The 8,704-nt window shown below is 65.3% G+C and carries 8 protein-coding genes; 4 read left to right on the top strand and 4 right to left on the bottom strand.

Going from position 1 to position 8,704, the window contains the following annotated elements:
* Nucleotides 1–1,314 (bottom strand): succinylglutamate-semialdehyde dehydrogenase (locus tag A3E77_RS06680; protein ID WP_293644327.1); only part of this gene is annotated, 1,314 nt, incomplete at its 3' end.
* A 170-nt stretch (nucleotides 1,315–1,484) separates the two neighbouring features.
* Between A3E77_RS06680 and A3E77_RS06675 the strand changes: the two genes are divergently transcribed.
* From A3E77_RS06675 to A3E77_RS06665, 3 genes are all read left to right on the top strand, one after another.
* Nucleotides 1,485–2,378 carry an alpha/beta fold hydrolase gene (locus A3E77_RS06675; protein WP_293644329.1) on the top strand — a complete coding sequence of 298 codons (894 nt, stop codon included), beginning with the start codon at nucleotides 1,485–1,487 and terminating at the stop codon, nucleotides 2,376–2,378.
* Complete coding sequence (locus A3E77_RS06670) at nucleotides 2,375–3,520, top strand: glycosyltransferase (protein ID WP_293644325.1); 1,146 nt, start codon at nucleotides 2,375–2,377, stop codon at nucleotides 3,518–3,520. The genes A3E77_RS06675 and A3E77_RS06670 overlap by 4 nt, the downstream gene beginning before the upstream one ends.
* A 99-nt stretch (nucleotides 3,521–3,619) precedes the next feature.
* A complete protein-coding gene (locus A3E77_RS06665; protein ID WP_293644323.1) occupies nucleotides 3,620–5,023 on the top strand; it encodes an NAD(P)H-dependent flavin oxidoreductase in 1,404 nt (467 codons plus the stop codon).
* A gap of 18 nt (nucleotides 5,024–5,041) precedes the next feature.
* On the opposite strand, the gene A3E77_RS06660 is transcribed toward A3E77_RS06665, so the two are convergent.
* Complete coding sequence (locus A3E77_RS06660; protein ID WP_293644321.1) at nucleotides 5,042–6,040, bottom strand: 2-hydroxyacid dehydrogenase; 999 nt, start codon at nucleotides 6,038–6,040, stop codon at nucleotides 5,042–5,044.
* A 136-nt stretch (nucleotides 6,041–6,176) separates the two neighbouring features.
* On the opposite strand from A3E77_RS06660, the gene A3E77_RS06655 reads away from it, so the two are divergent.
* A complete protein-coding gene (locus A3E77_RS06655; RefSeq protein ID WP_293644319.1) occupies nucleotides 6,177–6,635 on the top strand; it encodes an SH3 domain-containing protein in 459 nt (152 codons plus the stop codon).
* A 57-nt stretch (nucleotides 6,636–6,692) separates the two neighbouring features.
* On the opposite strand, the gene A3E77_RS06650 is transcribed toward A3E77_RS06655, so the two are convergent.
* A complete protein-coding gene (locus A3E77_RS06650) occupies nucleotides 6,693–7,160 on the bottom strand; it encodes a hypothetical protein (RefSeq protein WP_293644317.1) in 468 nt (155 codons plus the stop codon).
* Nucleotides 7,161–7,354: 194 nt separating this feature from the next.
* The gene (locus A3E77_RS06645; protein WP_293644315.1) at nucleotides 7,355–8,542 is read right to left on the bottom strand and encodes an acetyl-CoA C-acyltransferase; all 1,188 of its coding nucleotides are present in this window, start codon (nucleotides 8,540–8,542) and stop codon (nucleotides 7,355–7,357) included.
* Between the last annotated feature and the right edge of the window lie 162 nt (nucleotides 8,543–8,704).

The following is an 8,704-nucleotide window of genomic DNA, read 5'->3' as shown; positions in this document are numbered from 1 at the left end:
CGGCCGGTGGTTGCCCGACAGTCCGATGCCGCCGAAAGGCGCGGCCGAGGACGCGCCGTTGGTCGGGCGGTTCCAGTTGATCACGCCCGCGCGCGCATTCGCCCAGAACTGGTCGTAAAGCTGCGGCGTGCCGCCGATCAGTGACGCCGACAGGCCGAAAGCGGTGTTGTTCGCCTCTGCAATCGCGGCTTCAAAGGTGCCGACACGGATCACTTGCAGCAATGGTCCGAACAGCTCGACGTCGGGGCGTTCGGGCATGGCGGTGACGTCGATGATTCCGGGGGTAAGGAATGGCCTCCCCGCAATCGGCCGCGTCATATGGCGGATGACCTGCCCGCCGTTGGACATCAGGATCAGAAAGCTTTCGGTCAGGCCATCGGCTGCCTCATTGTCGATGACCGGCCCCATATAGGGTGCGGGGTCGGCATGCGGATGATCGACGATCAAACGGTTTGCCAGGTCGCGCACCTCTTCGATCAGCCTGTCGGCAAGGCTGTCGCGCACGATCAGGCGGCGAGCATTGCTGCACCTTTGTCCGGCGCTGAGAAAGGCCGACTGGACGACGAGCACCGCAGCGGTGCGGATGTCGGCGGTATCCCAGACGACGATCGGGTTGTTGCCGCCCATTTCGAGCGCAAGCATCTTCCCCGGCTGGCCCGCAAACTGGCGGTTGAGCGCCAGGCCGGTGCGCGCCGACCCGGTGAACAGCAGGCCGTCGATGCCTTCGTGGCCCGCGAGTGCCTTGCCTGTTTCGGGACCGCCGATCACCAGGCGCAGCGCCTCTTCCGGCACGCCGGCGCTGTGGAACAACTCCACAAGCTTGGCGCCGACCGCGGGGGTTTTTTCGGACGGTTTGAAGATCACCGAATTGCCGGCGATCAGCGCAGGGACGATATGACCGTTCGGCAGGTGCGCGGGGAAATTATAGGGTCCAAGAACCGCAAGCGCGCCATGCGGTTTGTGGCGCACCGCGTTGCGTAGCCCCATTGCGCCCTCGATTCGCCGGTTCGGGGTGCGTTCGGCATAGGCGGTGACCGAAATATTGACCTTGTTGGCGACCGATTCGACCTCGGTACGCGCCTCCCACAGCGGTTTCCCGGTCTCGCGCGCGATCAGGTCGGCCAGCGTTTCGCCCTCCGCCTTCACCCGGTCGACGAAGCGGCGCAGTGTCTCGGTGCGAAAGGTGACGGGTTTCGACGCCCATTCGGGCCAAGCCCGGCGGGCGATTTCCACTTCGGCATCGACATCGCTGACCGGACCGCGCCACAGCTCTTCGCCGGTTGCGGGTTCAAGGGAAATCAGGGTCTCGCTCATGGTCGCTCGGCTCTTATCGGTGAATGCGGGTGGCGGCAACCTGTGGCGGGTGGATGTGACGGATTGCTTGCGCCGCGCGGCGCGGTTGGCGATAGACACGGGATGAGTCCTGCACGCCGGGACGTGACCGAGACAGCAAACCGAGACAGCAAGCAAGGGGACGCGCCATTCTGGCAAAACAGGACAGCCGCCGCGACTGGTCGGATCAATATTGGTGGTCGTCCGACGGCGTCAGGCTGCACGCGCGCGTCTATGCGGGGCCCGACGGCAGCGAGACCGCGCCTCCGATCCTGTGTATGCCGGGGCTGGCGCGCAATGCCCGCGATTTCGAGGCGCTGGCACCACACGTCGCGCAGCAGCGCGCGGTGATCGTGATCGAATTTCGCGGCCGGGGCGAAAGCGCATATGCCAAGGACCCGATGACCTATGTCCCGCTGACTTATGTGCAGGATGTCGTCGCGATGCTCGACGAACTGGGAATAACCCGGTTCGCGGCGATCGGCACGTCGTTGGGCGGGCTGGTCGCGATGCTGATGGCGGCGACGCTGCCGGGGCGGCTGGTCGGCGCGGTGCTGAACGATGTCGGACCTGAGCTCCAGGCCGCCGGGCTCGAGCGAATCCGCGATTATATCGGGGCGGGCGGCAGCCAGCCGACATGGATGCACGCGGCGCGCGCCTTTGCTGACCTCAACGGCGCGGTCTATCCTGGCTATGAAATCCACGACTGGTTGCGGCTGACCAAGCGGACGCACAGGTTGACCCCCGAAGGGCGTATTGTCACCGATTATGACAAGCAGATCGCGGCCCCGCTGCGCGTGCCGAACGGCGGGGAGGCCGGGGTCGATCTGTGGCCCGCATACCGCGCGCTCGGCGATGTGCCGCTCCTGATCCTGCGCGGCGCGCTGTCGGACATATTGGCGCGGTCGGCGAGCGAAAAGATGGTCGCCGAACTGCCGCGTGCCCGGCTGGTTGAGGTGCCGGGGGTCGGCCATGCCCCGACGATGGACGAAGCCGAAGCGCGTGCCGCGATCGACGCGTGGGTCGCGGACCTGCCCCGCGCGTGACTGGGGCACATGCGCCCGCGCGGCTGCTGCATCTTCACTCGAGCTTTTCGCTGGGAGGCAAGGAAGCGCGCGCCGTCCGGCTGATGAACCTGATGGGTCCGCGGGCGCGCCACACCATTTTGTCCGCAGTGCCCGATGCGATGGGAGCACAGCGCGCGATCGACCCGGACATTGATGTCGAATTTCCCGCCAACGCGCCGCCGCTGCACGGCAAGCCCGGCCCCACGCGATACCGCAATCTGGCGCGCTATATGCAGCAGTTCGACCTGGTGCTCAGCTATAATTGGGGCTCGATGGACGGCGTGATGGCGCACCGCCTGTGTTCGCGATTTTGTGCGGTGCCACCGCTGATCCATCACGAGGATGGGTTCAACGAGGACGAGAGCGTCCGCCGCAACTGGAAACGCAATACCTTCCGCCGACTTGCACTGCCCACGGCAGAGGCGCTGGTGGTGCCCTCGGCGCTGCTTGAACGGATTGCGGCGGACGAGTGGGGCGCCCGGCGGCATACGGTCGTGATCCGCAACGGGATCGACGTCGCTGCTTATCGAGCCGCGCCGTCGGTGGCTATTCCGGGGCTGGATCGGCGCGACGGAGACGTCGTCATCGGCACGGTTGCGGGGCTGCGGAAAGTCAAGGATCTGCCGCGTCTTGTCCGCGCGGTCGCCACATTGCCCGCAAACGTCCGGCTGGTCATCGTTGGCGAGGGCCCTGAACGTGCAGCAATCGCTGCCGAGGCGGCGGCGTGCGGGATTGCCGATCGGCTGGTAATGCCGGGTTTCATGGGACAACCGGCACGCTGGATCGGGCATTTCGACCTGCTCGCGCTTTCGTCGCGCAGCGAACAGGCGCCCATTGCGGTGATTGAGGCGATGGCGGCGGGATTGCCGGTGGTCAGCCCCGACGTTGGCGACGTGGCTGCGATGGTGGCGGCGGAGAACCGCCGCCTTGTCGCCGCCGGCGAGGCTGATTTTCGCGCGGGTTTGGCCGAACTCGTCGCCGATGCGGGCTTGCGGACGGCGATTGGCGCGGCCAACCGGCGCGCCGCCGAGGAACGCCTCGACGAAACAACCATGGTGGCGGCCTATGAATCGCTCTATGGTTGCGCGCTCGAAGGTCGCCGCCTCTTCTCTCCCGAATAGGGCGCGCAACCATTGACTTTCCTTGCCGCGTTCCGCTTACGGAAACGGCAAAGGGGCCGGTTTGCCGCGCGCGGCCGGTGGAGAGAGAGAGACTTGGGAATGTTTAAAGGTTTGAAGCCCATCCTTTACGGCGGACGCGAAGTCTGGCCGCTGGTCGAGGGTGGCAAAGGCGTGTCGGCAACCAACCATATGTCGAGCGGTGCCTGGGCGGCGGCCGGCGGCATCGGCACCGTGTCGGCCGTGAACGCCGACAGCTATGACGCCGAAGGCAAGATCATTCCGCAAATCTATCGCGCGCTGACGCGCCGCGAGCGCCACGAAGAGCTGATCCAGTACGGCATGGAGGGCGCGGTGGCCCAGGTCCAGCGCGCGTACGACGTGTCGGGCGGCAAGGGCGCGATCAATATCAACGTGCTCTGGGAAATGGGCGGCGCGCAGCAGATCCTCGAAGGCGTGCTCGAACGCACCAAGGGGCTTGTCGCGGGCGTCACCTGCGGCGCGGGCATGCCCTACAAGCTCAGCGAAATCGCCGCGCGGCACAATGTCCTTTACCTGCCCATCATCAGTTCGGCCCGCGCCTTTCGCGCGCTTTGGAAGCGCGCCTACAGCAAGGTTCCGCACCTGCTCGGCGCCGTGGTGTATGAGGACCCCTGGCTCGCGGGTGGGCACAACGGCCTGTCGAACGCCGAAGATCCGCTGGTGCCGCAAGACCCCTATCCGCGCGTCGCCGCGGTCCGCGAAACGATGCGTGCCGAAGGGATTGCGGACGATGTGCCGATCGTGATGGCGGGCGGCGTCTGGTATCTGCGCGACTGGGAAAACTGGATCGACAATCCCGAACTCGGCCAGATCGTCTTTCAATTTGGTACCCGCCCGCTGCTGACCGAGGAAAGCCCGATCCCGCAGCAATGGAAGGACCGGCTTCGCACGCTCGACGACGGCGACGTGCTGCTCCATCGTTTCTCGCCCACGGGTTTCTATTCCAGCGCGGTGCGCAACCCGTTCCTTCGCGATCTGGAAGCGCGTTCGGAGCGTCAGATCCCTTATTCCAAGCAGGAAGCGGGCGACCATATCGTCCAGCTCGACGTGGGGGTGAAGGGCAAGAATTTCTGGGTCACCCCGCACGACCGCGCCCGCGCGCGCGACTGGTTTGCCGAAGGATATACCGAGGCGCTGAAGACCCCCGACAATACGGTGGTTTTCGTGACCGAAACCGACAAGGCGGTGATCCGCAAGGACCAGACCGATTGCATGGGCTGCCTGTCGCATTGCGGATTTTCGTCGTGGAAGGACCATGACGATTACACCACCGGCTATCTTGCCGACCCGCGCAGTTTCTGTATCCAGAAGACGTTGCAGGACATCGCGCACGGCGGCGATGTCGAGCAGAATCTGATGTTCGCGGGCCATGCCGCGTTCAATTTCAAGACCGATCCCTTTTACTCGAACAATTTCACCCCGACGGTGAAGCAGCTTGTCGACCGGATTTTGACGGGGGACTGATGGTTTGGCGGGGCGGGCTCAGGCCCACCCCTCCAGCACCTGGTCCGGCGGGCGATGGCCGTCGCACCAGGCGCGGATGTTCGCGATGACCTTTTCGCCCGACGCTTCGCGGCCCTCGATCGTCGCCGAGCCGAGGTGCGGCAGCAGCACGACATTGTCGAGCGCGAGCAGCGCCGGATCGACGGCGGGCTCGTGCGTATAGACGTCGAGCCCGGCGCCCGCGATGCGGCCGGTCTGGAGCGCGGCGATCAGCGCCTTTTCATCGACAATCTCGCCGCGTGCGGTGTTGATGAGATAGGCCGTCGGCTTCATTGCGGCGATGCGCGCGGCGTTGACCATCTCGTGCGTTTCATGGGTGTGCGGGCAATGGATCGTGACGACGTCGCTGATCCTGAGCAGCGTATCGACGCTGGCGTGATAGCTCGCGCCCAATTCCTCCTCGATCGCTTCTGGCAGGCGTCGGCGGTTGTGATAGTGGATCGACAGGCCGAAGGCGCGCGCGCGGCGCGCGACGGCGAGGCCGATGCGCCCCATGCCGACGATGCCAAGCAATTTGCCGCCGACGCGGTGGCCCAGCATCGCGCTTGGCGCCCAACCGGCCCATTGGCCCGACCGCATCATTTTCTCGCCCTCGGCCAATCGGCGGGGCACGGACAGGATCAGCGCCATCGTCATGTCGGCGGTATCTTCGGTAAACACGCCGGGCGTGTTGGAGACCATGATCCCCTTTGCGCGCGCTGCGGCGAGATCGATATGGTCGACCCCGGCGCCGAAATTGGCGATCAGCTTCAGCCGGTCGCCCGCCGCGGCGAGCACGTCGGCGTCGATATTGTCGGTCACGGTGGGCACGAAGACGTCGCAGTCGGCGACCGCGGCTTTCAGTTGGTCGGTCGAAAAGGCGGCGTCGTGCGCCGACAGCGCGACGTCGAACAATTCGGCCATCCGTCCTTCGACGTGCGGCATCAGCTGGCGGGTGACGATGACGCGCGGGCGTTTCGGGCGGGATGAATCGGGCATGGCCGCCGATAGAGCGCGGCGCGGCACTATGGTCAAGAGCGCGGGCGCGGAAAGCGCCGCGAAAAGCTGGGGATGAACGCAGCCTTTTGCGCGGTGAGCGGTTGAAATGCGGATATGAGTTTGACAAGGCAGAGTGATGACCAGCCGCCAGATAATCGCCATTGCCCTGTTGACGGCAACCGTGGGACCCGCCGCCGCCCAATCCGAGGTCGAAGTGCCATATTGGGCGTCGATCAGCGTCGATGAAGCGCGGATGCGCAAAGGGCCGTCACCCGACGTTCCGGTGATCTGGGAATATCGGCGCAAGGAATTGCCGGTCAAAGTCATTGCGCGCCATGAAACCTGGCGCAAGATCGAAGACCCCGACGGAACGCGCGGGTGGATGGCGGCCCGACTGCTCAGCCGCACGCGAACCGCGATCATCACCGGCGAGATCCGTCCGATGCGCGAAGATGCCAGCCTGTCCGCCGCTGTGGCGTATCGCGCCGAACCTGGCGTCGTCGGACGGATCACCGATTGTAAGGGGGGCTGGTGCCTGTTCGACGTCAAAGGCCGCAAGGGCTGGGTCCGGACCGAGCATATCTGGGGCGACTGATCGCCCATGCAAAAAGGGCCGGACGATCGCTCGTCCGGCCCTTTTTCTATTCAGCGTTTAGCGCCACCGGAAATGGTTGCGATAGACCTTGATGACCCGGCCGTTGCGCTCGTTGACGAGCAGCAGGTCGTTATAGTGGCGGACATAGGTCAGGTTGCGACCGGCGCGCGGCACGCCCCAGCGGCTGTCCCAGGTCGGGCGATAGCTCGGCGCGTAATAGTTGGAGCGCAGCGTCGAACCGACGCGGAACTGCTGATAGCGGAACGGGGCGCGATAATTCTGGTAACGCGTGTCGCGGCGCCAGTCGCGGACTTCGTCGCGATAGTCGCGCTTGGCGTCGCGATATTCGCGGCGTTCCTCGCGAACGTCACCGCGATCGCCATAACGCTGTGCATCGCGCAGCTCGCGCCGTTCTTCGCGAACGTCACGACGCTCTTCGCGAATCTCGCGCGTCTGTGCCTGCGCCGCCACCGGGACCATCATCGCGGCGATCAGGCCGGCGGTGAGAAATTTCATCCTCTTCATTGTGCCATTCCTTTGCATCGTCAGGGGGGAGGGGATCTGCCCGATGACTGGGAATGGATTACGCGAGTCGATTTGAATTGTTCCGGAACGGAGCGTTTATTTTCAGGTCATTAGTGTCGCAATTTGTCGCGGCCAAAACGACGAAACGGCGCCGTCCTGCGACGGCGCCGTGCAACCTTCTGACGATGAGGGATTCAGACGAGTTCGATCGCCACCGCGGTCGCTTCGCCGCCGCCGATGCACAAGCTGGCGATGCCGCGCGTCTTGCCATGGCGCTGGAGCGCCGCGATCAGCGTCGTGATGATGCGCGTGCCGCTGGCGCCGATCGGGTGGCCCAGCGCGGTCGCGCCGCCGTGGACGTTGATCTTTTCGTGCGGAATGCCAAGGTCGTGCATCGCGAACATCGCCACACAAGCGAACGCTTCATTGACCTCGAACAAATCGACGTCGCCGATCGACCAGCCGGTCTTGGCGAGCAGCTTGTTGATCGCGCCGACGGGGGCGACGGTGAAATCCTTCGGTTCCTGTGCGTGCGCCGCGTGCGCGACGAGGCGCGCGACGGGCTTTGCACCCTTGGCGTCGGCGACCGACTGGCGCGTCAGCACCACGGCGGCAGCGCCGTCCGAAATCGACGAGCTGGTCGCTGCGGTGATGGTGCCGTCCTTGGCAAAGGCGGGCTTCAGCGTCGGGATCTTGTCGGGCATCGCCTTGCCGGGGGCCTCGTCGGTGTCGACAATGACGTCGCCCTTGCGACCCGAAATCGTGACCGGCGCGATTTCGGCGGCAAAGGCGCCGTCAGCGATCGCGCCCTTGGCGCGGCTCAGCGATTCGAGCGTATAGTCATCCTGCGACTGGCGGCTGAGTTGATAGGCATCGGCGGTGTCCTGCGCGAAGGTGCCCATCGCACGGCCCGCTTCATAGGCATCTTCCAGCCCGTCGAGAAACATATGGTCATAGGCGGTGTCATGGCCGATGCGCGCGCCGCCGCGATGCTTCTTGAGCAGGTAGGGCGCGTTCGTCATCGATTCCATGCCGCCCGCGACGATCAGGTCGACGCTGCCGGCGGCGAGCGCCTCGGCGCCCATGATCACCGTCTGCATGCCCGAACCGCACACCTTGTTCACGGTCGTCGCCTGCACCGACTTGGGCAGGCCCGCCTTGATCGCGGCCTGGCGGGCCGGCGCCTGGCCGAGCCCGGCGGGAAGCACGCAGCCCATATAGATGCGCTCGATATCGTCGCCCGACACACCTGCGCGTTCGACCGCCGCCTTGACCGCGGTCGCGCCCAGATCGGTCGCGCTCGCGTCCGACAGGCTGCCCTGCATGCTGCCCATCGGGGTGCGCGCATAGGAGAGGAAAACGACGGGATCGGTGGCGGTCATGGCAAGAGACTCCGTAGGGGAAAACTGGTCGGCGGCCCGGTTAGCGGAATTGCTGCAATTGCGAAAGGGGCAGGGGAAAGATGGGAGGCCGGTTTGATCTTGCAACCCGACCGCGCCGACACCGCCATGTCAAAGTTCAGTGAAGTTCAGCCCAATGGCGAT

Origin of the sequence: Sphingopyxis sp. RIFCSPHIGHO2_12_FULL_65_19 (assembly GCF_001830555.1) — a bacterium.
GTDB lineage: Bacteria > Pseudomonadota > Alphaproteobacteria > Sphingomonadales > Sphingomonadaceae > Sphingopyxis.
Note: the sequence above shows the minus strand (reverse complement) of the source record. Positions and strands in the feature narration are given on the sequence as shown.